Origin of the sequence: Pseudoalteromonas arabiensis, from assembly GCF_001550155.1 — a bacterium.
Taxonomy (GTDB): domain Bacteria; phylum Pseudomonadota; class Gammaproteobacteria; order Enterobacterales; family Alteromonadaceae; genus Pseudoalteromonas; species Pseudoalteromonas arabiensis.
On sequence record NZ_LRUF01000024.1, the window covers coordinates 556401 to 580015 of the forward strand.

The following is a 23615-nucleotide window of genomic DNA, read 5'->3' on the forward strand; positions in this document are numbered from 1 at the left end:
TTTCTTTCATCGGGTAATACTTGAAAATTGCCGATGAATTATTCACATTGGGCTTATCACCAAAATAAATATAAGTGCCCATTATGTTAAAAACATTACTCACCTCAGCCATTGCGCTTAGCGCATTGTCACTCAGTGTTCCAACTTACAGCGCAGAGCAGCCGTTTGCTATTGCCATTCATGGTGGTGCTGGCACCATAGAAAAAAGCCGCTTTACAGCAGAACAAGAAAAAGCCTATCGGGCAAAATTAAAAGAGGCAGTAGAAACTGGCTACACAGTGCTAGAGAAGGGCGGTGAGAGCTTAGATGCAATTACAGCAGCTATCAATGTACTTGAAAACTCGCCATTTTTTAATGCTGGTCGTGGTGCTGTGTATACCTATGATGGCGCGCATGAATTAGATGCTTCGATAATGGATGGCCGTAATCGACAAGCTGGCGCAGTTGCAGGCATTAAACACATTGAAAACCCAATCAACCTTGCTCGTTTAGTGATGGAAAAGTCAGTGCACGTGATGCTGAGCGGTCAAGGGGCTGAAGACTTTGCAAAAACGCAAGGTGTTCCTTTGGTTGAAAATAATCTGTTTGATACAGAAAGTCGCTATGAAGCACTTTTAAAAGCTAAAGAAAAACTAGATAAGCAACAAGTAACCAGTAAAGATTATCAAGCAGCACATCAAGCCTTGCCAGTTAATTATAAAATGGGCACCGTCGGTGCCGTTGCGCTTGATAAAAACGGCAATATCGCCGCAGGCACTTCAACCGGTGGCATGACGGCGAAACGCTTTGGCCGCGTTGGTGATGCACCAGTAATTGGTGCAGGTACCTTTGCTGAAAACGAGTCATGTGCAGTATCGGCGACAGGGCATGGTGAGTACTTTATTCGTTACAATGTGGCTGCTGACATTTGCGCGCGTGTAAAATACCAAGGTAAAACGATAGTTGAAGCGGGTAACGAGGTAATCCACGATGTTTTAATGCCTGTTGGCGGTACTGGTGGCGTGATCATCATTGATGCTAAAGGCAATATCAGCTTACCGTTTAATACTGCGGGTATGTATCGTGCGAGTAAATCAAATACATCACCAACGTATGTGGGTATTTTTAAAGACGAATAATTAATCTTCAGACAATAAAAAACCGAGTTCAACTCGGTTTTTTATTGTCATCAAAGTTATTGGCGATTAATTTTCACTTGAAAGGGTGTTTCATCTTGATTCGTTGAGCGATAAGGGTTGATGTCTAAACCACCTCGGCGTGTATAGCGGGCATACACTTCAAGCTCTTCAAGGTTTAATTGCTGCATTAAATCACAGTAAATACGCTCTACACACTGCTCATGGAACTCGTTATGAGTACGAAACGAAATCAAATATTTTAATAAGGCTTCATGGCAGATTGTTTGACCTTTGTAGCGAATAATCACGCTTGCCCAATCTGGCTGTGAGGTAATTAAACAGTTCGATTTTAGCAAGTGGCTGTGTAGTGTTTCTGAGATAACGTCATCGCCACTGTGACGAAGCGAGCTTGAGTCGATATCATAACTGGTGATTTCGATATCAAGATCATCAATACACTCGCCTGGTAACGCGGTAAATGGCAAGCAGTTATAATCGTCAGCTTTATATAAAGTGACGACGACAGGCGCATTCACGGCGGCAGATAAATCGCTAGTAAGAGCTTGCTGTACGTCTTCAATAGCTGCAAAGCGTGTCTGGTTAAAACTATTCAGATACAGCTTGAATGATTTTGACTCAATGATGTGACTGCTTTGACAAGGAAACACAAATGTCGCTACAGCAACCATTGGTTTACCCTTATTATTGAGCCACGATAACTCATAGCCAGTCCAAATATCTTGCCCTTTGAATGGTAAGTTATTTTCGCTAACACCTAACGCGTCACGATTAAGTTTACGGGCAATAGGAAACAATAAGTTAGGTGTGTAGGTGTCTATATACTCAGTTGATTTACCAAGCACACTGTCTTTTAATTCGGGAGAGTTGCTGTAATCTGTCATCTTTACACTTTTGTGGTTACAATGGCGACATTATACCCAAAGCTAATGAGTTTCGCAGTATGTCCGTTTCTTTAAAACTAGAAAAACTACACCAAGCATTTAGTGAAAAATGCCTAGAGCGCACGGGAAGGTTACCTGTTATTGAGCATGATGAAGCATGGCCTAGCCCGTGTGAGCAAGGTGATGTTGATGAGCAAGGCCTTATTCAATGGCGAGCAGCACCGCAACAGCCCAAGGGATCTTTAAATGATTTAGCAAATGCTTTAGCGCTTAATTTTCCTGAAGAGCTGAGTGTGTTATTTGGCCACCTGTATGCAGGAAACTTGCTAGTTCGCATCGACGATCATCATATTGAGTTGCTGCAAGCATGGAATGAAGACGATTTTAGCCGTTTGCAGCAGAATATTACTGGCCATGTACTCATGAAACGTAAGTTAAAGCAGCCAGAAACGGTGTTTATGGGTCTTACAGAGCAAGATGACTTACTTATTACTGTACTGGTTGAAAGCGGGGAGGTTTGCTTAGAGTATGTGGGTAAAAAGCCACATCATGTACTAGCAAACAGCATCAGTGAGTTTTTAGATAAAGTAACGGTGTAAACTTAATAAGTAAAAAGGGGCGATTGCCCCTTTCATGTATCTGGTTATTGCCTTTATTAAGTTATTGAAAGTCCCAAGAGATATTCGAAACAATGCCACAAGGCTCGCAACGAAAATCAAATAAGCCAAACCATGGTTCGGGCAGCCTCCAATCTCCATTACAGCTAGGGCAACGACGTTCAAGCTCTGATTCTTTATCGACGCCGCCAACGCGATACAAATAGTAATAAACTGGCTTCTTTGTTAGATAGCTAATACGCTTAGTGATATCTCGCCCACGGCGGTATAAATCACTGTTGATACTGGTTAGTTCCTCAAGAGCAGGAAACTCACAACGGGTTGCACCATTGATCTGAATTTGATCGCATGCTTGCCAGTCTTCTTGCCATTTTATCAGTGTTTTGTAATCACCATTGGCAATCGCAGGAATACGAAATAACGGCACAGGTAAAAAGTCATCACCACAATAAACAGGACTACAGGTATGCACGTAGGTGGTGTATAAAATATAGCACGACGGATCATCACACATATCTGCGCCATTTGAGTGAATGTCTTGGCCAATCACTTTAACTTTTGGAGCAAGTAAGCCCGCAGTGTGTAATTGCTCAATACTGTGTTTTACAAATGGGCTGTTATTAAGAGGATGCATTGCATCTTCGGTTGGGCACATCACGCGGGTGATAAAAAATCCATCTTTTAGAACAGTAGGAAATTCATCACCAATAATCTGGCCGTTAAAACGAAGCGCATTGACTAAGCGGTTTATTGCCTGCTCGGCAAGCTCTAAGGTGGTATCTTGGTAGCAATCAAAAGTCAGATCGACAACAAACATTATTTTTTCTCAAGCAGTGCTAATAACCTATCTAATTTTGCTTCAATACGATCCAATTGACTTTCTTTTGGTGTACTTAGTTTCTCATTTGATGGGTTATTAATGAAATTTTTTATTGAATCCGGATTGTTTTTATATTGGCTTACAGCTGCAATGATCACTGGCATCGGCATAGGTTCTGCTAGCTTACTTTTTGTTAGGGCAACTGTTGGGGTTTTACCTTCATCAAGAAGGGTTTTAATTGCATCAAATACAACGGCATTCATTTTTGTATAAACTCTTTAATAAAGACTAAAAAGCACCGTAGCATATGGGCCACAGTGCGCGTGTATGGTAGCAATAATAGAGGTGGAGTGAAATTAATTTCCTTATTTACACGCTAAAACTAGGTATATTAGTGTGTAAATAAGGAGCGAAAGCTACTGGCGTAACCTTGCGTCTAATTCGTCAATCACCTCGCTCCATGCACCATCTTCAGCTAATGACTCGGCTAGAAAATGTTGCTGTGCTTCATCCCAAAACGGAGCTTCCTGTAACAAAGTTGTATCTGACAATTGATGTGAGGCTATAAAAGCGTCTATTTCGCTCTCTTTACAGGGTAAACCAAGTTGTGCAAAGAGGGTTGAAATATCATGTTTTGTCGTATCCATAGTTCTGCTCCTTGTGTATGGTGATAATTTATTACTGCTTAAAATTAATAATGGAGAATGTCAGTTTAACTTACGCTGAATTTGTTTTTAGCTTTGCTTAGGTATATATATAGTCTAGTGGTAAAAATAATAAAGCCAAATAAAGGATGAGTATGACAACGATAGCCGAACACGACACATTCAGTGTGCAATACCTCAGTGCTGAAGATATCAGTATAGCTGCAAGTCTTATTTACCAAGCTTATTATGATGACCCTGTGTTAAAGAATGTACTTGGATACCAACCAGATAACCCCACTAAATACGAAAGTAAGCTCAGAGCCCTTGTGCGTGAAGAACTAGCCAGCTTTTGGCAAGAAAAGCAGCCGTTAATTGGATTGTACTCTCAAAAAAGATTGAAAGCCGTTGCGTGTGTTTTTGACTCAAACAGTGAACTTCAAGCCGAACGTTACTGGCACTGGCGCTTGAAATTAATGCTTAGTGCAGGGTATTTGCAAACCAATCAATTGATTGAAAAAGAGCGCACAATACGAGAAGCATTATCGCAAAAAGCACCTTATTTATTTTTAGCCTTTATTGCTGTGGACCCGCACTTTCAGGGGCAGGGCCTTGGGCGATATTTACTAAGAGGGCTTGATGATTTACTACAAAGCAGTCCTAATACATCGGGTCTTGCTGTATTTGTGACACGCCCAGAACAGCGCGAGTTTTTTACCTCAGAGAGCTTTGAAGTATTTAAGTCACTAAGCTTTAATCAGGTTAATGGTGACCTTATGTTTAAGAGCGCAAAATAACCAACGGACGTTTTGGAAATTGCAATGTGAGATTTATCTCACATTGCTGTAAGTATTATCAGAATAAACACTCAAATTTTGTACCCAATTTTACTTATCTTAATGTTTTTAAAAGAATTCTCTTATCTTACTTTAATATGAACGCAAAAAAATTGCTTTTTGTACCTATCCTGATTTCCTTATTCCTCTAAACTTAATCATGTCAAGACGACACAGGTTCAATGAGTGAACTGATGCCAAGGATTAGGACGCTGGCAATTTGGCAAAGATGCTTAGCAGGAAGCAAAAGGACAATTTAAAAGGGAAGCAAGGACGAATAAGGAAACTGCTAGGATGCAGTACAATCGCGGAGCGGTTGAAAAGGATTGAACAAAGGATTATTTAGCAGGAAGCTAAAGGAGCGTTTGGAAAACGAAGTGGATAGCCATTGATGGCAAGAGGACGGCACTGGGATGTGTTAAATGCGACATGATGTTGCATGGTGGGTGTATCTGGATGTATACCCGTTCAGGGGATAGAAAAAAACGGCAGCTTCGGCAAGAGTAGGGACACTTTATCATGGAAGTAGCAAGATTGGGGCGTGGCTAGTAGCTACGCCTTAGTTCTTTCTGGGCTTTGCATTTTTCGCAATCAAAATTACTGCGTTTAGACGCAGCTTAAATTTTGTGCGGTGGTATCACTACACTCTTAAGCAATTCATTTTCCATGATCAAAACGCCTTGATACACGCTTTGCCCATCACTTGAAAACTCAAAAATAAACTCACTTTTAATACCCGGTTTACCACTTTTTAAAATGCCAAGTCGGCGTTTATTGCAAGCAACACTCATCAATTGCACATTTAACTGCTCAATTTGTCTTTGTGCATGAAGGTTAGCTGCTTCGGCTACTTTTCTGTTTAACCAAAAAAAGTAGATAATGCTGCCAATGATGATGAGTGTCCACAAGCCTGCCATTTACGAAAATAACCTTCCAATTGCTCGAGCGAGTGTTTCGCTGCGATTTTCCTGTCTTAGTAAACCTAGTAAGTGAGGGCGAATACTCGGAATTGCAACTAAATCGGTGAAAATACTCACAAACAGTTGTTCAATTTCAGTGTGGTGTGCACAGCAATCCATAAATACATGTAAGCGTTCAGGGTCTTCTAATGTGCTAAAGCAACGCCCTGCAATTGTTAATAGTACATCTGACTGGGTGTTCATATCAGAGCGCAATACAGCATCAACAAGTTGCGCTGTTAAACCTTGCGCTGGTGTTTTTGATAAACTTCTAAGAGCTGCCACAAGGGCGATGTCGTCTTTATGCTCTATGGCGTTTAACCCATAGGCTAACAATTGCTCTGCAAATACGGGTTCGATTGCAACATGTTCAAGCATAGCACTGAGCGGCTGTAATACTTCGACAGGTAATTGCCCCCAAGCGGCTTGTAGGTTCGCTAAGTTGTTGTCGTTATCTAAACGCATCGCAAAATCAGCAATGCCCTGTACTGCAACACTTTGCCAATTATCAAACCCCAGTTTGCCTGAAAAATAAAGCTGAGCATATTCGTAGTACTGTGAAGCACTTTGTTTAAGTAAACACTTAACCTGTGCATTAAATGCCGCTAGCTTGTTGGCGTTTGGCGTAAATACATACGGATTGTTATCAAGTTTGCCTTCAGCATTTTCACCGGTAATTTCTGTACCAAGTGCTTCAATTACCATATTTGCGAAGTGGTCACGGCTTGCGCTTACTAGGCGGCTTTGCTCATCGAGTGGGAATTTTAAAAACCATACATAAGGTTCTTTAGACGCTTTTACATCCCAAAATTGAATAGCAAGCCAAGCATGACCAGCAAGCGGGTATGGGTAAGGGATTTTTGTCTCTTCAATGGCGAGAAATTGTTTTTTGTCTAATTTCGTGATGTGTCTGCCAATATCGAAGGCACGCCAAGTGGTACCTGCTGCATCCAGAAGTTGCCCTAAAGTGGCGATCTGCTCAGTCATAAAATCTCAATTACCGTAATTAATCTATATCAGGGGCGAATTATACGCCATACCATGGCGCCTTGGAACAGGGTATACTAGGGTCTGTTTACCTTCCCTAAGTAAAAAGGTATTAAGAGTTTTACAATGCATCAACAGACTTTGGCGCTGCTGCGCGAATTAGAATCAACATTACAACGCTATTCACTTTGGCAAACAACAGCCATTGACCCAAGTGCGCTCAATTCAAGTGTACCGTTTTGCCACGACACTATGGCCTTTGAGCAATGGCTGCAATTTGTTTTTCTTGAAAAAATGCATACCTTAATTGCACATGCTCAGCCTTTACCTCGTAATTTTGCAATTGCGCCTATGGCTGAAATGATGCTGGCACAACACAGCGGTGGTAATGATGTGATTAGCGTTTTACAAAAACTCGATCAACTTTTGAGTGATGACTAAGATGCAAGAGATTGATAAGCCACAATTTGATGAGTTAACGATTCTGTACCGCGATGAAAATTACATTGCGATTGATAAACCGTCCGGTTTATTGGTTCACCGTTCGTTTTTAGACAAACACGAAACTCAATTTGCGATGCAAATGCTGCGTGACCAAATTGGTCAACACGTATTTCCTGTACATCGGTTAGATAGACCAACGTCAGGTGTGTTACTGTTTGCGTTAAGTTCAGAAGCAGCCCGTGACATGAATCAGTTATTTATTGATGGGCAAATTGAAAAACGTTATTTAGCGTTAGTAAGGGGCTTTTTAAACGAATCAATCTTCTTAGATAAACCTTTAAAAGAAGAGCTTGATAAAATTGCCGATAAGTTTGCAGATCAAGATAAAGCGCCGCAAGAAGCACAAACGCAATTTCATTGCCTGCACCAAGCAAGCTTGCCTATTCCAATTGGTAAGTACCCAACAGTTCGTTACTCGCTGGTGGAATGTTTTCCTAAAACTGGCCGCAAACATCAAATTCGTCGTCATTTAAAACATTTATCATTGCCAATTATTGGCGATGTAAATCATGGTGATAATCAGCATAATCAATTTTTTAGAGAACATTTTCAGCTTCGTCGTTTAATGTTATTTGCCTCTGAATTAAAGTTTGTGCACCCTTATAGCAAGCAACCAATAACAATTAAAGCGCCATTAGGCGATGCAATGTTAACGATTTGCCAGCAACTTGGCTGGCCAACAGAAGAAAAGGATTATTATGGCAACCATTAGTATTTTTGTCGGCAGTGTTTACGGCGGTGCCGAGCGCTTAAGCGAACAAGTTATTGAAATCATTGAAAAGTCAGAGCATCAAGCGCAATTAGTTGAAAATGGCACGGTTGATGACATGCTGGCAGCGTCACATATTTTAGTGATCACATCAACGACGGGTCAGGGTGATATTCCTGATAACTTAGTCGCTTTATACAGCGAATTAAATGATCAATTCCCACTGTTAACAGGCAAGCAATACGGCATTATTGCTATGGGTGACCGTAGCTATGGCGATACGTTTTGTGGCGCAGGTCGCAGTTTTGATGAGCTGTTTCGTGATTTACAGGCAAAACCTGTTGGTCATCGTTTAGAAATTGATGCATGTGAAGATTTTGAACCTTGGCCTGTTACTGAGCCATGGTTAAATGAGTGGCTGACAAAAATTAGTTAGTGCCTCTTATTAGCCAGTGTCTCTTATAAGTGCTGATTGAATAAGCAATTGGCACTTTTCCCTTGGTTTTTCGAGTACAGAATCTGTGACCTTGGTGATATACTAGCGCATCATTTTATGAGGCTGTTATGATTTCAAAAAACCAACTGAAACTAATTCGTGCATTAGGTCAAAAGAAATACCGTAAGCAATATAACCAGTACCTTGTTCAAGGCGAAAAAAATGTACTTGAATTACTAAACAGTGGTTTAAGTATTGCTCATATTTTTGCGACTCCTGCATTTATAACAGCGCACCAATCTGCGCTTGCAGCCCATCAAGTCATTGAAGCAGACGAAGACAGCCTAACTAAAGCCAGTACGCTCGTTAGTAACAACGCAGCAATTGCTGTTGTTGATATGCCAAGTCAGCAAGCATTACCTACATCGGGGCTTATTCTAGCCCTAGATGGCGTGTCGGATCCGGGTAATTTAGGCACGATTATTCGTGTTGCTGATTGGTATGGTATTAAGCATATTGTTACCAGCACAGACAGTGCGGATGCTTATAACCCGAAAACTATCAGCGCAACCATGGGTTCATTTGCTCGTGTGAGTGTCTCTCAAACTGACTTAACTAATTACTTACCTAGCTTAAACCTTCCTGTGTATGGTGCATTTTTAGAAGGTGAAAACATTCACAAAACCGCTCTCAAGCAAGATGCCGTATTACTAATGGGCAGTGAATCGCATGGTATACGTACTGATTGCGAAAGCTTAGTTACTGATAAAATCACTATTCCGGCTTATGGCCAAGCAGAATCGCTTAATGTAGCAATGGCAACGGGTATAATTTTAGATAATTTTAAGCGCCACGCTTAACCTTTTACCCTAAAATGGGTTAAATTGAAGAATAACAATAAAAATCGGTAAAACAATTAGATGCGTTTAAGCACCATAAAATTAGCGGGTTTCAAATCGTTTGTTGAACCCACTAAGATCCCATTCCCTGATCAGATGACATGTGTTGTCGGCCCGAACGGCTGTGGCAAATCAAATGTCATTGATGCAGTGCGTTGGGTGCTAGGTGAAAGCTCAGCTAAAAACTTACGTGGCGATGCCATGACCGATGTTATTTTTAACGGCTCAACTAATCGAAAACCTATTTCACAAGCCTCTGTTGAGTTGGTGTTTGATAACACCAGTGGCCATTTACCGAATACCTTTGCTGATCGAAACCAAGTGGCGATCAAGCGCTTAGTGACCCGAGATGGTCAATCAATTTATTTTCTAAATGGCAGTAAATGCCGTAAGCGTGATATTACCGATATCTTTTTAGGCACAGGTCTTGGCCCGCGCAGCTATGCGATTATTGAGCAGGGCATGATCTCGCGTTTAATTGAGAGTAAACCGGCGGATTTACGTGTGTTTTTAGAAGAAGCTGCGGGGGTTTCGAAATACAAAGAGCGTCGTCGTGAAACGCAAACCCGCATTAAAAGCACCCGCGAAAACCTTGAGCGATTGCTTGATGTAAGGCAAGAGTTGCAAACACAGCTCGATAAGCTTGCAGTGCAATCAGTCGATGCAAAAAAATACCGAGAATTAAAAGCCACTGAGCGCACCTTAAAAGGGCAAATTGCGGTTTTAAAGTGGCAGAAGTTACACCAACAACAAATCGATAAAGCTGAGCAAATCAACAAACTTAAAGAGCAAATTCAGTTCTTTAGAGAAGCGCATTCTGGCCATGATGATGTTTTAGCAAGCCTTGAAAATCAGGTGCAACTTGAGCAGCAAAAACTGCAAGACGCTCAGCAGGCTCAGCATCAAACTCATACTGAGTTAACCCGCAAAGAGCAGCAACAGATCAGTTTAAAGCAGCAACAGCAAACACTTAGCCAAAACCTTATCAAACAGCAACAATTGCAGTTACAAAATAAAGAGCTGCAAGAAGAGCAACACGCTTCTGCCGCCATTTTACAAGAGCAGCTACAAGAAGCGATTGAGCAAAGTTTGTTGTGCGCTGAGCAAGTTACAGAGGTTGAAGAACAAGTCGCTTTTAGGCAGCAACAAACACAAAGTGCTAATGAGCAATATCAAAGCACCTTACAGAAAAACCAAGCTCATAGCAGTGATATTACTATCGCCAAGAGTCAACAGGCTCACTTTGCGCAGACTGTTGCGCAACTTGAATCTCAACAAGCACAACTCACTGCTGAAATTAGTGAGCTTGAAGCCACCCCAGTTGCAGCGCAAATTGCTGAGCAACAACAGCAAATTCAAACACTGACGAAGGAGCTTGCGCAGCAACAAAGTGCGCTAAATAAGCTCACTCAAAATCTAGAACACGCGGATAAAGAGCAACAGCACTTAGAGCAGGATTTAAAGCGGGTTCAACAGCACAGTAATGAAAATAGAGCCAGCATTGCGGCACTTAATTCTTTGTTATCAGAGCAAACCAACAGCGAGAGTGTCTCTTTATTAGCACAGTTAAAAGTGGCTTCTGGCTTTGAGCCGCTAGTTGAGCAAGCCCTACTTGGCCTTGAGCACTTAAAGGTTAGTCAGCATAAAGAGCCTAACAGTGTTTGGCCTGTAACTAATAGTGCTGAGTTACCAAAAGAGTCATTAGCAAATTACATCGAATCGGGTGCTTTCCCTGATTTATTAGCACGGTTTGCATTTCAGTCCCGTTTTGATGACGCTATTTTATCGGATCCATATTGGCTGGCAGTGATTGATGAACAAGGCTGTATGCATGGTCGTAACTTTCATACTGATGCCAATAAAGACGCTGACAATTCTTTGCTTTTAAAGCATGCTCAGCTCAGTGATGCACAGCAGTTAGATGAAGAGCTCAACGAGCAATTAGAAACTAAGCAGCAATTGCTAAATGAGCATTTGGAACGTAAGAAAACACTTATCGCCGACAAAGAGCAATACAGAGAACGAATTCACCAAGCGGCTCAGCAGATTGCATCGGCCAGTACTCGACGAGATATGTTGCTAGAGCAGCAAACGCAGTGGCAAAACCAGCTTGTTAAGTTACAACAGCGTCAAACGTTACTGGCTGAGCAAAAGCAAAATGCCGACGAACAGCAACAAACTCAGCAGTGTTTACTTGAACAATTGTTAGAGCAGCAATTAGAACTTGAAACTGAGTTAGAGCAAGCAAAACACCAACAAGCTGAGGCAAATAACAACTATCGCCAAGTGGCTTCTCTGTTAGAGCAATATAAAACGCAGGCACATCAAGCAAATTTGGCCGAACAAAAAGCTCGCAGTGAGTGTCAACTGAGTGAAACTAAATTACAACACGCTAATGCAGCGCAAAATGCTGCCAGTGAAGCCGTATTAGAACTCAACGAGCAGCTAGAAGAGTTAGTGATACCGCTTGAAGAGGTAGCAGAGCAAATTATGCTATTGCTTGAAAAGCATCAACAAAGTGACGTTGAGCTGAAAAACTTGCAAGCGGCATTGAGTCAAGCTAAAAAGGAGCTTGCTGATAAGCAAACAGCGCTGAAATCATCGCAATCTGAGTTGGTGACGTTACAAGAGCAGCTGCAAGCATTGGCACTGGATGAACAAAGTTTAATCGTTAAAGCGCAGGCGGCTTTAGAGCCACTTGAAGAACTGCAACAAAATTTAAAAACAGTACTTGAAGAACTGCCTGACAATGCCAATTTAAATAGCATGCAAACTTTGCTTACAAAAACCACGCAAGCGTTAAATGAGCTTGGCGCGGTGAACTTAGCGGCAATTGATGAGTTTGAGCAGGCTAAACAGCGCAGCGATTATTTAAATCAGCAACTTGATGATTTAACGCAAGCATTAAATACCCTTGAAGGGGCGATTCAAAAAATCGACCGAGAAACAAAAAATCGTTTCAAGGCGACCTTTGAACAAGTAAATACAGACTTTGGGGAGTTGTTCCCGAAAGTGTTTGGTGGCGGTAGTGCTTACCTTGAATTGACCAGTGATGATCTACTTGAAAGTGGGGTAAGCATCATGGCAAGGCCTCCAGGCAAGAAAAATTCGACAATTCACCTGCTTAGTGGTGGAGAAAAAGCGCTGACCGCATTATCATTGGTGTTTTCAATATTCAGGCTCAATCCAGCTCCATTCTGTATGCTAGATGAAGTGGATGCGCCATTGGATGATGCGAACGTGGGGCGTTTTTGCCGTTTGGTAGAAGAGATGTCACAATCGGTGCAATTTATTTATATCAGTCATAATAAGATTGCCATGGAAATGGCAGGTAGATTGACGGGTGTAACTATGGCTGAACCCGGTGTTTCGCGGATGGTTGCTGTAGATATTGAACAAGCAGTGCAAATGGCACATGCATAAATTTAGTTAGGCAGATCAAATAATAAAGGTGAGGGGATGGCCGAAGAATTAAGATGGGCTTTAATCGTAATCAGTGTGTTTGTGATTGGTGGTTTATTAATACACGGACTTTGGTCTGTACGGAAAAAAGACAATCCAGAGGTTACGCAACAAGATCGGGTAGAACCTAACGAAACGACGCAAAGTGTAGCGGATAAACCTGAGCCTGTTGTGCAAGAACGCGATGAACCTGAATTTGGTGATTTAAGCTTTAGTGCTGAGACTGAGTTACGCGAACTTGAGCCTGAAATGGAGCAGCAACCAGTCGTAGAAGAGCAGCCATTAGAGGCTGAATCCGTTACTGATGAGCCGCAGCAAGAAGTGCAACCAACAGACTTTATTATTGTTCACTTGCAAATGCCTGAAGGTTTATCGATGGAAGGCAGCCAATTGCTACCTGCTGTTAATATGCTTGGCTTCAAATATTCAGAAGAAGGCTTCTTTAATCGTCACTTAGACCCTGCGGGTACGGGGCCTGTGTTGTTCCGATTAGTGAATATGTATAACCCTGGTACATTCGATATTGATAATATGGAACAATTTAGTACCGCAGGGGTAAGTTTATTTATGACCTTACCTTGTGAAGGGGACGGCTTGAGTGCCTTTAATATGTTACACAGTGCGGCAAAGAAACTTGCCGATGAATTTGGTGCAACTATTTTAAATAGCAACCGTGAAGAAATGACGGTTGACAGTGTGAGGGAATATGTTGAGAAAGTAAGAAGCTTTTCAGCATAATAGTCGTTGCACATTTATTGTATTTTAGGCCACTTGGCGATGACTCGTTTAAGTGGCTTTTTTATGTAGATTTTTGAGGTTTTCATGTCCAGCCCTATCTTTGAGCAAATTACTCAATTACGTGCCCAGTTAGAAGAGCATAACCATAATTACTATGTGCTGGATGCACCCAGTATTCCTGATGCAGAATACGACCGTTTGATGCGAGAGCTAAGTGCGCTTGAGCAAGCGAATCCAGAATTTCAAAGTCCTGATTCACCTACTCAGAAGGTGGGTGGTACAGCACTTGATAAATTTGAGCAAGTAACGCACCGAGTACCTATGTTGTCACTTGATAACGCGTTTTCTGAAGAAGAATTTGCAGCCTTTAATCGCCGAATTAAAGAACGTGTTATGAATCATAATGAGCTGACATTTTGTTGTGAGCCAAAACTTGATGGTTTAGCCGTATCAATTATTTATCGCAATGGCGTGCTTGTCCAAGCAGCCACTCGCGGCGATGGCATGGTCGGTGAAAATATTACCCAGAACGTAAAAACGATTCGAAACGTGCCGCTTAAGTTACGTGGTGATGATATTCCTGCAGAGCTTGAGGTTCGCGGTGAAGTATTTATGGATACCGCTGGGTTTATAAAGCTTAATACTGAAGCTCAAAAGCGTGGTGAAAAAGTATTTGTTAACCCACGTAATGCTGCGGCAGGAAGCTTACGCCAACTAGATTCTAAAGTAACAGCAAAACGCCCATTAATGTTCTATGCCTACAGCACAGGTTTGGTTGCTGATGGTCAGTTACCGGAAGATCATTACCAACAACTTGCTAAGTTGACGGATTGGGGCTTACCACTTTGCCCTGAAACAAAGCTGGTTGAAGGTCAACAGGCCGCGCTCGACTATTATCAAGATATTTTAGTTCGTCGCGAACACTTAAAATACGAAATTGACGGCGTGGTGATCAAAGTAAACGATAAAAAACTACAAGAGCGTTTAGGCTTTGTTGCACGTGCACCACGCTGGGCAATTGCGTTTAAATTTCCTGCCCAAGAAGAAGTAACTAAACTGCTCGATGTTGAGTTTCAAGTAGGCCGTACCGGTGCAATTACCCCAGTTGCTCGTTTGGAGCCCGTTTTTGTCGGCGGCGTCACTGTGTCTAACGCAACCTTACATAACGGTGACGAAATTGCCCGATTGGGCGTTAAAATTGGCGACACCGTGATTATTCGCCGTGCAGGTGATGTTATTCCACAAATAACGCAGGTTGTACTTGAGCGCCGCCCTGACGATGCCAAAGAGATTGAATTTCCAGCTACTTGCCCAATTTGTGATTCGCATGTGGAGCGCATTGAAGGCGAAGCGGTAGCTCGCTGTACGGGGGGTTTAGTTTGCCAAGCGCAGCGTAAGCAAGCAATTAAGCATTTTGCGTCACGTAAAGCGCTTGATGTCGATGGCTTAGGTGACAAAATTGTTGACCAGTTAGTTGACCGTGAACTGATTAAAACGCCTGCTGATTTATTTATCCTTAAGCAGGGTCATTTTGAATCACTTGAGCGTATGGGACCTAAGTCTGCTAAGAATTTAGTCAACGCATTGCAAGACGCTAAGCAAACAACGTTAGCCAAGTTTCTATATTCATTAGGTATTCGCGAAGTGGGTGAGGCGACGGCACAAAACTTAGCAAACCACTTTTTAACCCTAGAAAAAATAACTCAAGCAAGCGTTGATGCATTGACTGAAGTCAGTGATGTTGGTGAGATTGTTGCCAAACATGTACGTGGTTTCTTCAGTGAAGAGCATAACATGGACGTTGTTAATGCGCTTATAGAGCAGGGCATTCATTGGCCTGCACTGAGCGCCCCAAGTGAAGATGCGCAGCCATTAGCAGGGTTGACTTATGTACTAACAGGTACGCTAAGTGAACTTAACCGTAATGACGCAAAAGCGCGTTTACAGGCATTAGGTGCAAAAGTATCGGGAAGTGTTTCAGCAAAAACAGATGCGTTAATTGCTGGTGAGAAAGCCGGTTCTAAACTGACTAAAGCACAAGATTTAGGAATTGATATTTTAACTGAAGCCGACTTAATCGCATTACTAGGTGAACACAATGGATAGCTTTTTACAGGCAATGTCGTCGCTTGCATTAACTCTAGGTCATTGGTTGCAGCCTCACTTATATAATATTTCGTTATTGTTAGTGGTTTGTTTTTTATCTCTCTATGCGGACGATATCATTAAAATAACAAAGCGTTTTGTGGCACGTCGTCACTTCATTATACGTATTCTGTGTTTTGTGTTAGTCACTGGGTTCGGTATGGGGTTATTGGTTGTATTTATTACCCCTTACTTGAGCAAGCTGCTTATGCTGTTGGGTGTAAAATGGTTGGCTTTGACACTCACAGCTGCCTTTTTAGTATTGGGTATTATCGCTGATAGGAAGAATCAACTGTAATGCGTTATGGGCCTGAATATTGGGATAAATACGGAGCATATAGAACGCCTATAGCTTTTCATTTATCTCTATTAGTACTTTTACGCAGTTACTTTATTTGGCTTATGGCGGCGCTGAGTCGCCGCCCTGATTTAGATATTATGTCGTTATTTTTTAACAGTAAGTCTGATTTCTTTTTTTCTATCGGTATTGCCGCCATTGCTTTATTACCTGCTGTTATATTTTGTTTAAGACGACCACAAGACAACCCTGATAGCGCAAAGCGACTGGCGAGCATATGGCGTTTTATGCGTTGGCCATTAATTTTATGTGCAATCATTGATTTAGGCTGGCTTACATATCAAGCAGCGCATAGTCATTATCAATTTTCATTGTTTCTAGCGTGTCAAATGGTAATTGTATTATGGGTGTTGTTGTACTTACTGAAAAGTCGTTACCTCAGCGTATTTTTTAATGATTGGCCTGATCCAATTATTAAAAAAGGAGAATAAAATGCTTCGTGTTAATAAGCTATTAGCTAAAATTTCAGTGGCAATTGCGCTCGTTTTACTGCTTTTATGGCTTGTCACACCACTGTGGCATAGTGCTGTTTTTTCATTGTTTGTTATTTTTTGGTGTGTGATTACAAGCTCTGCTTTGTACCGAGTTACTCCTTTATTTAAAAACAGAAACCCAGTTGAAGAGTTAATTAAGCGAGATGTTAATCAGCTTGCTTTAATAAGCCTAGCAGGGTTATTTGATTTTAAACGTAAAGCCGAATTTGTGTTAATAGGGCAAATCAAAACAATCAGTGTCGGTGAGGGCAGTATTGTTATCGAAGACATTAATTCACAACGGTTGCATGCGGTACTGAGTGTCTCTAAAGCTGAGATAATTTCACACCTTCATATCATTTTATCAGCGCGTGAACGGCAGAAAATTACAATAACATCTTAAGGCTTGCCGAGCCTTAGCTTTTTGATGTAGTGTCTTGGCATACTTTAAATATTGAGGAGGCCTTATGTTAACTTGGCAAGATATTTTAGCGTTCGCACAAACTGGTAATCCCACTCCGCCGCGCAGAGTCGAAAAGAGCTCCTCTGAGTGGCAGTCACAGTTAGATGAGCATACTTTTTATGTTACGCGTTTAAAAGGAACAGAGCGCCCACATAGCTCCGATTCATGTACTTTATTCGAACCTGGCAAATACGCTTGTGTATGCTGTGGTAATTTGCTGTTTGACGCAGATGAAAAGTTTGACAGTGGCACTGGTTGGCCTTCATTTACGCAACCAAGCAGCATAGAAAGTATTGCCTATATTGCGGATAACAGCCACGCAATGCAACGTATTGAAGCGATTTGTAATGTGTGCGATGCGCATTTAGGTCATGTTTTTCCTGATGGCCCAGCACCGAGCGGTCTACGTTATTGTATGAATGCTGTTGCCATGAAAAAATGCGACTAATCCAAGTACTGTGCAATAATAAAAATAAGGTGCTCTCGGTATATTGGTTTACTGATTATATAGTCAGTTAGAATATTCGATTGTGCCTTTTCATCTTTTAACGAGGATGCAGTTACTGCGATAATTGGAATGTGTTTAAAACGGTCGTCACTTCGAATTAACTGACATGCTTCAAGTCCACCCATTACCGGCATTTTTAAATCCATGATTATCAAGTCCGGTTGCTGTTGTTCTATTTTTTTAAGCGCGTCTTCTCCATTTATCGCGGTATCGATAGTAAAACTCCAACGTGATAAAAATGACTCTAAATAATCTCTGTTGTAGGGGATATCGTCGACAATTAAAATACGCGCAGGATTAAAGTGGTAGCTGGAGAGAGCAGGGTAGTTGCGATGCTCTACCTCAGCCATTGATTCTGCAAGCTCAATATTAGGAATTGATACAATAAATTCACTGCCTTTATCTTTTTCGCTTAGCACCGATAAATCGCCACCCATTAGTTTAATAAAACGCAGTGAAATTGCTAATCCAAGGCCTGTTCCGCCGAACTCTGAACTGCGCTGCCCCTGCACTTGTTCAAAGTCATTAAAGATTAAATCTTGCTGATCTTTAGGAATACCTTTACCCGTGTCTTTAACATGAATAGCAATATCTATATGACTTTCATCATCATGAGGCTTAAAATCGAAATACACATCTACACGCCCTTGTGAGGTAAACTTTATTGCATTACTGATTAAGTTTGTCAGTACTTGGCGTACTTTATTGCTATCAAGTAATACCGGTGTTTTGAAGCCCGGGTGAGCTGTCACTTTGAAGTCGAGATCTTTTTGGGCACTTAATTGCAAAAACATCATGTTTAATTCATGACAGATAGTCGGGATCTCGACGCGATCTATATCAAGTTGCATTTTTCCAGCATCAATTTTTGACAAATCAAGAATATCATTAAGTACATTGAGTAATGAACTACCTGAAATTGATATTGCTTCTAGGTAGCGACGCTTATTTTTGTCTGTTTCGCTATCTTGCAGTAACTGGCTAAACCCAAGCACCGCGTTGAGTGGTGTTCTTAACTCATGTGACATGTTTGCTAAAAAGCGACTTTTGGCTTGATTAGATTGTTCAGCTTGCTCCTTCGCATCAATATACTCTTGTGTGCGCTTAGCGATGGTTTCTTCTAATTGACTATGTTGTTCATGCATGCTGTTGATTTGCTGTCTTACCGCTGCTCGCATCATCTTAAAGCCACTTGCGAGGGTACCAATTTCATCTTGGCTTTTAATATTGATAGGGCAGTTTAAATCACCTGTGGTTACAGCATGAGAAAACTCTACAAGTTGTTCTACAGGTTGTAAGATAATTCGCCTGATGATGATATAGGCAATGATCATTGCGGCGAGTAGGTAAATTGCAAATAAAGAGATTGCGTTACTAATGATTGATTTTGTTTTTAGAGCCAAGTCTTTGTCTGAAAAAGTCACAATAACGTAACCTATATTTTCACCTTGATGGTTATCAATGGGGACTGCGACGGCATATTGTTGATCTAAAGACGCAATGGTATTTTGATTTGGATTAAGTTGCTTAAGTATTATTTGGTTTGTTTCTAGCGTATCAATTTTAGATGTGTCAGGATGCGCTGCAATAAAGTTATTCTGATCAATAAAATATATAGTTTCTAGGTCATCGAATGTATTGTTTTTTAAGATGTTCTTTAACGTGATCCCCTGAATTTTTAAAACCCAACTGCCAATGGTGTTATCGGTTGTTAAATTGTCGATTTCTGACAGCATAGGTGAAACGATCGCATCGGCTTTCTCACTCATGTTTAGTAACGTCTGTTCTTTTAATTCAACTACATGCATAGAAGTGCTCACCCCCAAAATTAGGGTGATGGTAAAACCTATAATCATCAAAATTTTATGAGCAATACTGACCCTCATTGTTGAACCGCTCTATTTGACGTTAACTGCTTCATATCGACGTTAATTTTAGTATGGGTGGTTTTTATTGATTCTTTAATATCTGCACCATAAAAGATTTGACTAAATGTATATGAAATGACTTTTCCGATAACCGGAAATTCAACCATGCCCGCTTGTAAGCGATCTGGTGTGGCGTGATCAAATACCCATAGCATAGCGTTATTAAAGCCAGGTTTATTGACAAGAGTGAACAGTTTTTCTTGCCATACTTTTTTTCGCGGAGGTGAGCCGCCAGTACTTAATAATGAAGCGGTTTGTTCACTTGTCGCCCATTGAATGAATAACCACGCAGCTGTTTTATTATTTGAATGAGCATTAATTGTAAACGCCCAAGCCCAAGGAGAGGTTTCTCGTGCAACAGGGCCAGCTGGTAATGGGGCCGCTTCCCATTTATTCCAAATATCGGATTCTTCCGCTGTATCAATTTCATTATAGAAATGTGAGGCTAAAAAAGCGGATGCGAGCTTTCCTTGCTTAAACTGGTTTCGCAACTCATAAAAATGTAAAAGCCGGCTATTGTCTGGTGTGCCATAGCCAGTTACTAGATTGCGATACATCTTTAAGGCATCTTCTGTTTCAGGGCTATCAAACTCAGATTCCCCATGTTCATTAATAACCTGTGCACCGTAAGCGCGCATAATGGGTAAAATAGTCCATGTGTTTAACCCTGCACCAGGCAAGGTGCGAGAGGCAAATGCGTGCATGCCCTTTAATTGCGGGTCAGTATCAATAGCGCGTTGTAATGCTACTTTTGTTTTTAATAGTTCTGCATACGTATCGGGGACTTTAAGATTGAAACGCGTAAATAAGTCTTTTCGATAAAAATAGATTGGCGCAGAAAAATCAAAAGGAAGTGAATACAATGCGCCATTAATGCGACAGAGCGCAAGACTTCGTTCACTAATATCCTCTAATTGATACCAACTTTTATCGGTAATGAGTGGATTTTCTAAATAAGGTGCTAAGGGCTCAATCCAGCCATTACTTTGTGCTTCACCTAAAAAAGTAATTCCCATTGGGTGAACATCATATAAACCAAGTCCTTCACTTAAATCTTGGTGGCGTCTAATACGCATTTGAGATTGTTCAAGTGGGTGAAAGCCGACAGAAATACCAGTTAGCTTCTCGAATAGAGGAATATATGGCTTTAAAGCCATAAAAGCAGGCTGCTCATCAGCTAATATATTTATATGGCTACCAGCTTCACTTTGCCAATTGATCTTTGCTTGTTGCCAGTGTTGCAGCTCTGATGAGGCACTCGTATTAATACCGCCCAGTAAAATGATTAAAAAAAGAAAGTGTTTTAAATACGTTTTCAAAAGAAGCCCCAGTAAATCAGTTTTTAATCAGTAAGCTGTAGGTTCATTTTTGCTGCACGGGCTTTTATTTTTTCAAAACGCGCGGCTTGCTCATCTTCAAGCGTGTGCTTACTCAACAAGCGGTAGCATTTTTTGGCAAGTACAAGGTTGAAGGATTGACCTTGTCCATTGTTATCAAATAAACACTGTAATAGATTTAGCGCAATGCTGGCATTTTTAGGCATGACTCTAAAAGCTTGTGTAAATGCTTCGAGTGCAACATTGAGCTGACCTTTATTAAAATGCGAAACAGCGTGATTGTTTAACTCTTTTGGACCCATTTTGATGTCGCGACGCTCTGTTTGTTGCTGTTGAATATAGCGTACATAAACAGGATCGCTGACAGATGGGTGTCGCTCGCAATGAGTAATTATTTGATTAAAAAGCATTTGCGCTTTGTTATGAAAGCCAAGTTCGTGAAAAGCTTTTGCTTTATCAAGTGCTCCGTCGACAGAGCGAATTTGCGTATCACTTTCATCAAGCTGTTCAATTAGTGCTTTTGCTTTTTGATGTTCATCTTTTAAGTAGTGTAATCGTGCATTTAAAACATCAATTTGAGTTTGGTTATTACTGTTCGGAAACTGCTGTTTTAAATCATTTAAATATTGATTAGTTTGCCTTGAGATACGATTAACTTGATCGCTTTGATCTGTGGTAAGCGCAAAGTCGATGCCTGCGCGTGCGGCATTTAAATAAATATCAGGGTGATCATGAATAGAGTGTTTTGCGTAATTGGCAATGTCTTTTTGTGTTAGGTAATTTTTCTCATAATCATGATTAAGTAAGGAAACGTGACTGAGTGCTTTTTGGCGAGAAATATTACGGGGAGCAATATTAACAGCCTGACTGAAGAAAGCTTGAGCCTCGTCAAATTGGTTTAGTTTAACCTCTAAGCGACCAAGCAAATCAAGTGCGACTAAGCGAGTTTCATTGCGTTGTAACATCGTTTTGAGCATACGCTGAGCGAGAATATGTTCGTTATTCGCGATAAGCGCTTCAACTAAGCCAACTTTAGCCCATGTAAATTTTTGAATATTGAGTACTGACTTGAAGAAAGCTTTTGCATCTTCATTACGCTTTAAGCGGAGTAGGGCATTACCCTTTAACCGTAACAGAATAGCACTATAAGTATTACTCTTATTTTGTAATAGCTCGTCTATGTGCTTAATTGCTTTAGAGTCGTTATCGTCATCAATTAGTTGGTACACACGCTGTAAATGGTATTTACGCATGAGTACTTTTTCGATACGGTTTTTGAGTTCATAAATTGTGTATGGTTTAACAAGAAAGTCATCGGGCTGTAGTTCTAATACACTATGAACTAATGAGCCGCTTGTCTCTGCTGAGATAAAAATAAACCCAGTTGAACTTTTAATATAACGTTTTACTTTTAGCTCTTCATAGAGCTGATAACCATCTTGGTGTTTGCTTAAATTAAATGAGCAAACAATTAAATCAAACTGTTCAACTTGGCATTGCTCCTTGGCAGCTATTGCGTGTTCAGCAAAGCGAAGTTGACGAAAACCTAACCCTTCAAGAGATTGTTTCATATAGCTTTGAGCTAGCGGCTGCTCTTCCACTATTAATATTTTAGCTTTCGAAAAAATCTTTGTAGGCATTCGACTTGCGACCGAGTGATATTAAAGGTGACTATAATAAACAGTCTAGCTGCTGACAAGGCAATTTGCAGGTTTAGTATAATTAGGACTGATAATTCATGCTAAATAATGGCTTAATTGAGTATTTAAATTTCAGGTATTGAAAAGCTGTTAAATATTTATATGTGTTAGGTCTTACTGGACTTAAACCATTGAGCCTGTGTTTTGTAAAGAGTGGCGATGCTTTTGAAGCTAGAGATAAAAATGAAGTCTTTAAAGAAAGTATTTATATGTGGTGGGTCTTACTGGACTTAAACCATCGAGCCTGTGCTTTGTAAAGAGTGGCGATGCTTTTTTAATTTATAAACAAAACAAGAAAGTATTAAATGAAGTGTTATATGTGATGGGTTGTACTGGACTTGAACTATCGAGCCTGTGCTTTGTAAAGAGTGGCGATGCTTTTGAAGCTAGAGATAAAAATGAAGTCTTTAAAGAAAGTATTTATATGTGGTGGGTCTTACTGGACTTAAACCATCGAGCCTGTGCTTTGTAAAAAATGGCGATGCTTTTTTTATTTAGAAACAAAACAAGAAAGTATTAAATGAAGTGTTATATGTGGTGGGTCGTACTGGACTTGAACCAGTGACCCTCGCCTTGTAAGGGCGATGCTCTCCCAACTGAGCTAACGACCCACATATAAATTTTTGAAGATTAAATGGTTGGTCTTACTGAACTTAACCACCGAGCCTTTTCGTTGTAAAGAGTTGCGATGCTCTTTTCTTTAAAAAGTAATGGTGGGTCGTACTGGACTTGAACCAGTGACCCTCGCCTTGTAAGGGCGATGCTCTCCCAACTGAGCTAACGACCCATATAATCTTTTTCTTCGCATTCCATTATTTGATAATGGTGGGGTTTACTGAACTTAACCACCGAGCCTTTCCGTTGTAAAGAGTTGCGATGCTCTTTTCTTCAAAAAGTAAATGGTGGGTCGTACTGGACTTGAACCAGTGACCCTCGCCTTGTAAGGGCGATGCTCTCCCAACTGAGCTAACGACCCGCGAAGATTAATCTAAATGAGAACACCACTAAGTATATTTAATGGTGGGTCGTACTGGACTTGAACCAGTGACCCTCGCCTTGTAAGGGCGATGCT

Annotated in this window: 24 protein-coding genes and 3 tRNA genes; 15 read left to right on the top strand and 12 right to left on the bottom strand. The window is 40.9% G+C overall.

Features of this window, described 5'->3' with window-relative positions; genetic code table 11:
- Positions 1 to 83 precede the first annotated feature (83 nt).
- Positions 84 to 1118, top strand: coding sequence for an isoaspartyl peptidase/L-asparaginase family protein (locus tag PAARA_RS15745; RefSeq protein WP_062569946.1), 1035 nt, complete (start codon positions 84 to 86; stop codon positions 1116 to 1118).
- A 56-nt stretch (positions 1119 to 1174) separates the two neighbouring features.
- Here PAARA_RS15745 and queF read toward each other — a convergent pair whose 3' ends face one another.
- Complete coding sequence (gene queF / locus PAARA_RS15750; RefSeq protein ID WP_062569947.1) at positions 1175 to 2020, bottom strand: NADPH-dependent 7-cyano-7-deazaguanine reductase QueF; 846 nt, start codon at positions 2018 to 2020, stop codon at positions 1175 to 1177.
- Positions 2021 to 2079: 59 nt separating this feature from the next.
- Here queF and syd point away from each other — a divergent pair, with 59 nt between their 5' ends.
- Entirely contained in the window at positions 2080 to 2619 is a 540-nt protein-coding gene (gene syd, locus PAARA_RS15755) for a SecY-interacting protein (RefSeq protein ID WP_062569948.1), read from the top strand.
- Between the two features lie 61 nt (positions 2620 to 2680).
- Here the strand turns inward: syd and PAARA_RS15760 are convergent, their stop codons facing one another.
- The 3 genes from PAARA_RS15760 to PAARA_RS15770 all read right to left on the bottom strand — a co-directional run bounded on the left by PAARA_RS15760 (position 2681) and on the right by PAARA_RS15770 (position 4104).
- A complete protein-coding gene (locus PAARA_RS15760; RefSeq protein WP_062569949.1) occupies positions 2681 to 3454 on the bottom strand; it encodes a Zn-ribbon-containing protein in 774 nt (257 codons plus the stop codon).
- Positions 3454 to 3720, bottom strand: coding sequence for a hypothetical protein (locus PAARA_RS15765; RefSeq protein ID WP_062569950.1), 267 nt, complete (start codon positions 3718 to 3720; stop codon positions 3454 to 3456). The genes PAARA_RS15760 and PAARA_RS15765 overlap by 1 nt, the downstream gene beginning before the upstream one ends.
- A 153-nt stretch (positions 3721 to 3873) precedes the next feature.
- On the bottom strand, positions 3874 to 4104 hold the full coding sequence (locus tag PAARA_RS15770; protein WP_062569951.1) for a DUF2789 domain-containing protein: 231 nt from the start codon (positions 4102 to 4104) through the stop codon (positions 3874 to 3876).
- A 146-nt stretch (positions 4105 to 4250) separates the two neighbouring features.
- On the opposite strand from PAARA_RS15770, the gene PAARA_RS15775 reads away from it, so the two are divergent.
- Positions 4251 to 4898, top strand: a complete 648-nt coding sequence (locus PAARA_RS15775; RefSeq protein ID WP_405128024.1) for a GNAT family N-acetyltransferase — start codon at positions 4251 to 4253, stop codon at positions 4896 to 4898.
- A 656-nt stretch (positions 4899 to 5554) separates the two neighbouring features.
- Here PAARA_RS15775 and PAARA_RS15780 read toward each other — a convergent pair.
- Together PAARA_RS15780 and PAARA_RS15785 are read right to left on the bottom strand one after the other, a co-directional pair.
- On the bottom strand, positions 5555 to 5854 hold the full coding sequence (locus PAARA_RS15780; RefSeq protein ID WP_062569953.1) for a DUF3301 domain-containing protein: 300 nt from the start codon (positions 5852 to 5854) through the stop codon (positions 5555 to 5557).
- The gene (locus PAARA_RS15785; RefSeq protein ID WP_062569954.1) at positions 5855 to 6883 is read right to left on the bottom strand and encodes a DUF3549 family protein; all 1029 of its coding nucleotides are present in this window, start codon (positions 6881 to 6883) and stop codon (positions 5855 to 5857) included.
- 126 nt (positions 6884 to 7009) lie between these two features.
- Here PAARA_RS15785 and PAARA_RS15790 point away from each other — a divergent pair, with 126 nt between their 5' ends.
- The 11 genes from PAARA_RS15790 (at position 7010) to msrB (ending at position 17518) form a co-directional block, all read left to right on the top strand.
- Positions 7010 to 7324: a YqcC family protein gene (locus PAARA_RS15790; protein ID WP_062569955.1), complete on the top strand. Its 315-nt coding sequence runs from the start codon at positions 7010 to 7012 to the stop codon at positions 7322 to 7324.
- Position 7325: 1 nt separating this feature from the next.
- Positions 7326 to 8099 (top strand): tRNA pseudouridine(65) synthase TruC, encoded by a 774-nt coding sequence (gene truC, locus PAARA_RS15795; RefSeq protein WP_062569956.1) that lies wholly within the window; start codon positions 7326 to 7328, stop codon positions 8097 to 8099.
- Complete coding sequence (locus tag PAARA_RS15800; RefSeq protein WP_062569957.1) at positions 8086 to 8532, top strand: flavodoxin; 447 nt, start codon at positions 8086 to 8088, stop codon at positions 8530 to 8532. Before truC ends, PAARA_RS15800 begins: the two co-directional genes overlap by 14 nt.
- A gap of 128 nt (positions 8533 to 8660) precedes the next feature.
- On the top strand, positions 8661 to 9392 hold the full coding sequence (locus PAARA_RS15805; protein WP_062569958.1) for a TrmH family RNA methyltransferase: 732 nt from the start codon (positions 8661 to 8663) through the stop codon (positions 9390 to 9392).
- A gap of 60 nt (positions 9393 to 9452) precedes the next feature.
- Positions 9453 to 12854, top strand: a complete 3402-nt coding sequence (locus tag PAARA_RS15810) for a chromosome segregation SMC family protein (protein ID WP_062569959.1) — start codon at positions 9453 to 9455, stop codon at positions 12852 to 12854.
- A 36-nt stretch (positions 12855 to 12890) separates the two neighbouring features.
- Positions 12891 to 13631: a cell division protein ZipA gene (gene zipA, locus PAARA_RS15815; protein ID WP_062569960.1), complete on the top strand. Its 741-nt coding sequence runs from the start codon at positions 12891 to 12893 to the stop codon at positions 13629 to 13631.
- A gap of 84 nt (positions 13632 to 13715) precedes the next feature.
- Complete coding sequence (gene ligA / locus PAARA_RS15820; RefSeq protein ID WP_062569961.1) at positions 13716 to 15737, top strand: NAD-dependent DNA ligase LigA; 2022 nt, start codon at positions 13716 to 13718, stop codon at positions 15735 to 15737.
- Positions 15730 to 16074, top strand: coding sequence for a DUF3392 family protein (locus PAARA_RS15825; RefSeq protein WP_062569962.1), 345 nt, complete (start codon positions 15730 to 15732; stop codon positions 16072 to 16074). Before ligA ends, PAARA_RS15825 begins: the two co-directional genes overlap by 8 nt.
- Positions 16074 to 16565, top strand: coding sequence for a DUF2919 domain-containing protein (locus PAARA_RS15830; protein WP_062569963.1), 492 nt, complete (start codon positions 16074 to 16076; stop codon positions 16563 to 16565). Before PAARA_RS15825 ends, PAARA_RS15830 begins: the two co-directional genes overlap by 1 nt.
- A 1-nt stretch (position 16566) precedes the next feature.
- On the top strand, positions 16567 to 17010 hold the full coding sequence (locus PAARA_RS15835) for a hypothetical protein (protein ID WP_062569964.1): 444 nt from the start codon (positions 16567 to 16569) through the stop codon (positions 17008 to 17010).
- Between the two features lie 64 nt (positions 17011 to 17074).
- A complete protein-coding gene (msrB, locus tag PAARA_RS15840) occupies positions 17075 to 17518 on the top strand; it encodes a peptide-methionine (R)-S-oxide reductase MsrB (protein WP_062569965.1) in 444 nt (147 codons plus the stop codon).
- Here the strand turns inward: msrB and PAARA_RS15845 are convergent.
- The 3 genes from PAARA_RS15845 to PAARA_RS15855 form a co-directional block, all read right to left on the bottom strand.
- The gene (locus PAARA_RS15845) at positions 17515 to 19386 is read right to left on the bottom strand and encodes an ATP-binding protein (protein WP_167346347.1); all 1872 of its coding nucleotides are present in this window, start codon (positions 19384 to 19386) and stop codon (positions 17515 to 17517) included. The genes msrB and PAARA_RS15845 overlap by 4 nt on opposite strands.
- A gap of 74 nt (positions 19387 to 19460) precedes the next feature.
- Positions 19461 to 20825, bottom strand: coding sequence for an ABC transporter substrate-binding protein (locus PAARA_RS15850; protein ID WP_062569967.1), 1365 nt, complete (start codon positions 20823 to 20825; stop codon positions 19461 to 19463).
- A 23-nt stretch (positions 20826 to 20848) separates the two neighbouring features.
- The gene (locus PAARA_RS15855; protein WP_062569968.1) at positions 20849 to 22483 is read right to left on the bottom strand and encodes a tetratricopeptide repeat-containing response regulator; all 1635 of its coding nucleotides are present in this window, start codon (positions 22481 to 22483) and stop codon (positions 20849 to 20851) included.
- Positions 22484 to 22754: 271 nt separating this feature from the next.
- Here PAARA_RS15855 and PAARA_RS15860 point away from each other — a divergent pair, with 271 nt between their 5' ends.
- Positions 22755 to 23015, top strand: coding sequence for a hypothetical protein (locus PAARA_RS15860; RefSeq protein ID WP_062569969.1), 261 nt, complete (start codon positions 22755 to 22757; stop codon positions 23013 to 23015).
- Positions 23016 to 23078: 63 nt separating this feature from the next.
- Here PAARA_RS15860 and PAARA_RS15865 read toward each other — a convergent pair.
- From PAARA_RS15865 to PAARA_RS15875, 3 genes are all read right to left on the bottom strand, one after another.
- Positions 23079 to 23154, bottom strand: a tRNA-Val gene (locus tag PAARA_RS15865).
- Positions 23155 to 23254: 100 nt separating this feature from the next.
- Positions 23255 to 23330 (bottom strand) — tRNA-Val (locus PAARA_RS15870).
- 113 nt (positions 23331 to 23443) lie between these two features.
- Positions 23444 to 23519 (bottom strand) — tRNA-Val (locus PAARA_RS15875).
- Positions 23520 to 23615: the final 96 nt, after the last annotated feature.

Bases quoted from the DNA above. Each gene is read 5' to 3' on its own strand.
- PAARA_RS15805 (WP_062569958.1), top strand. From the start codon at position 8,661: ATGATTTCAAAAAACCAACTGAAACTAATTCGTGCATTAGGTCAAAAG.
- zipA (WP_062569960.1), top strand. From the start codon at position 12,891: ATGGCCGAAGAATTAAGATGGGCTTTAATCGTAATCAGTGTGTTTGTG.
- syd (WP_062569948.1), top strand. From the start codon at position 2,080: ATGTCCGTTTCTTTAAAACTAGAAAAACTACACCAAGCATTTAGTGAA.
- PAARA_RS15765 (WP_062569950.1), bottom strand. From the start codon at position 3,720: ATGAATGCCGTTGTATTTGATGCAATTAAAACCCTTCTTGATGAAGGT.
- PAARA_RS15845 (WP_167346347.1), bottom strand. From the start codon at position 19,386: ATGCATGTAGTTGAATTAAAAGAACAGACGTTACTAAACATGAGTGAG.
- PAARA_RS15790 (WP_062569955.1), top strand. From the start codon at position 7,010: ATGCATCAACAGACTTTGGCGCTGCTGCGCGAATTAGAATCAACATTA.
- PAARA_RS15760 (WP_062569949.1), bottom strand. From the start codon at position 3,454: ATGTTTGTTGTCGATCTGACTTTTGATTGCTACCAAGATACCACCTTA.
- msrB (WP_062569965.1), top strand. From the start codon at position 17,075: ATGTTAACTTGGCAAGATATTTTAGCGTTCGCACAAACTGGTAATCCC.
- queF (WP_062569947.1), bottom strand. From the start codon at position 2,020: ATGACAGATTACAGCAACTCTCCCGAATTAAAAGACAGTGTGCTTGGT.
- PAARA_RS15770 (WP_062569951.1), bottom strand. From the start codon at position 4,104: ATGGATACGACAAAACATGATATTTCAACCCTCTTTGCACAACTTGGT.
- PAARA_RS15745 (WP_062569946.1), top strand. From the start codon at position 84: ATGTTAAAAACATTACTCACCTCAGCCATTGCGCTTAGCGCATTGTCA.
- ligA (WP_062569961.1), top strand. From the start codon at position 13,716: ATGTCCAGCCCTATCTTTGAGCAAATTACTCAATTACGTGCCCAGTTA.
- PAARA_RS15825 (WP_062569962.1), top strand. From the start codon at position 15,730: ATGGATAGCTTTTTACAGGCAATGTCGTCGCTTGCATTAACTCTAGGT.
- truC (WP_062569956.1), top strand. From the start codon at position 7,326: ATGCAAGAGATTGATAAGCCACAATTTGATGAGTTAACGATTCTGTAC.
- PAARA_RS15855 (WP_062569968.1), bottom strand. From the start codon at position 22,483: ATGCCTACAAAGATTTTTTCGAAAGCTAAAATATTAATAGTGGAAGAG.
- PAARA_RS15800 (WP_062569957.1), top strand. From the start codon at position 8,086: ATGGCAACCATTAGTATTTTTGTCGGCAGTGTTTACGGCGGTGCCGAG.
- PAARA_RS15810 (WP_062569959.1), top strand. From the start codon at position 9,453: ATGCGTTTAAGCACCATAAAATTAGCGGGTTTCAAATCGTTTGTTGAA.
- PAARA_RS15785 (WP_062569954.1), bottom strand. From the start codon at position 6,883: ATGACTGAGCAGATCGCCACTTTAGGGCAACTTCTGGATGCAGCAGGT.
- PAARA_RS15835 (WP_062569964.1), top strand. From the start codon at position 16,567: ATGCTTCGTGTTAATAAGCTATTAGCTAAAATTTCAGTGGCAATTGCG.
- PAARA_RS15775 (WP_405128024.1), top strand. From the start codon at position 4,251: ATGAGTATGACAACGATAGCCGAACACGACACATTCAGTGTGCAATAC.
- PAARA_RS15780 (WP_062569953.1), bottom strand. From the start codon at position 5,854: ATGGCAGGCTTGTGGACACTCATCATCATTGGCAGCATTATCTACTTT.
- PAARA_RS15830 (WP_062569963.1), top strand. From the start codon at position 16,074: ATGCGTTATGGGCCTGAATATTGGGATAAATACGGAGCATATAGAACG.